Source organism: Phocaeicola sp. RTP21198st1_B8_RTP21198_201120 (assembly GCF_040929485.1).
Lineage (GTDB): Bacteria > Bacteroidota > Bacteroidia > Bacteroidales > Bacteroidaceae > Phocaeicola > Phocaeicola dorei.
In genome coordinates, this window is the sequence record NZ_JBCOCI010000184.1 from 1,459 (window position 1) to 2,799 (window position 1,341).

At 39.7% G+C, this 1,341-nt stretch carries 1 protein-coding gene; it reads left to right on the forward strand.

Annotated features, from left to right (window positions below; translation table 11 throughout):
- Positions 1 to 39: 39 nt before the first annotated feature.
- The coding region (locus AB5935_RS24235; RefSeq protein WP_368327680.1) for a glycoside hydrolase family 76 protein at positions 40 to 1,341 on the forward strand (1,302 nt) is incomplete at its 3' end.

The window sequence follows — 1,341 nt, forward strand, 5'->3', positions numbered from 1 at the left end:
GGCTACCACCTCGTTGGGAAATAATAAATGAAAAAATATATGGAAAAGATAATTGGTATATTGATAGTTCTATTTGTGGTTGGGACTACCATGCAGTCGTGTAGTGAAGATAGTAAAGAAGAGGAAAACTTTCTCCAAAAAATTGATCCGGTGGAGCAACTGGAAGTGTTGAATACAAATAGGGAGAAAGAGCTGGTTGTGAATTTTGTGAGGAAAACCTATGTGAAAGATCTCCAGATAGAAATAGCTTATCGGAGGATAGACACCGGAAAGACGCAGGAATGGAGCATTGTTTTATTAAATGGTAATGATGTCAAATACAAAAACGGAGCAAATTATTTGCTACAAGTACCTTCAGAGGGAACGTATGAGGTAGCGGTCACTTTAGTGGGAGTCAATGGTTTGCGGTCGGAGAGTAAAAGTCAGGAAGCGGCAACCTTTGAATATGCACAAATGAAAATGTTTGATTGTGCTCATACCTTGATGACAAAGGTTATAGAGTATTATTATCACAAGGGGCCTCGGACGTGTTGGCAGACATGGTATCCTAAGGCTGACGGTTATTGGGATGGAGACGCACTTGTATGGGGACAAGGTAGTGGATTGTCTGCGTTTGTGGCAATGAGAGAAGCTTCTCTTGGTACGGGGCAGGAACGGCACTATGAGTCTTTGGACAATGATATGTTCAGTGGTATTCAGGCTTTTTGGATAGCAGATCGTGGACGTACTGCATATAGTGTGTATCCGGCAGCTGGCAACGAGCGTTTTTATGATGATAATGTATGGATTGGACTTGATATGGCGGAATGGTATATTATTACTAGAGATAAACGTTATTTGACTCAGGCTGAGGCTGTGTGGAATTATTTGGCACAGTATGGGTGGGATGAAACTTGTGGTGGCGGAGTACATTGGAGAGAATTGAACGAACCTAGTAGGTCGAAGAATACTTGTTCTACAGCTCCGACAGGGGTATTGAGTTGTATTTTATATCAGTTAACTAACAAACAAATTTATTTGGATAAAGCAAAAGAGTGTTTTAACTGGTTGCAGACTTATATGTATGATCCTAGTGATCATTTGTATTATGATAACGCTTCTCCTAAAGATGATGATCCCACTCAGGTAGGTAACATAGAGAAGAATAAGTATTCTTATAATTCTGGTCAGCCTTTGCAGTTGGCTTGTCTTCTTTATAAAATAACGCAAGAGAATTCTTATTTGAATTTAGCAAAACAAATAGCGGAAGCTTGTCACAATAAGTGGTTTAAACAGTTTCATTCGGATATTTTGAAACGTGATTTTAAAGTCCTGTCGCCCGGACACGCATGGTTTAATACA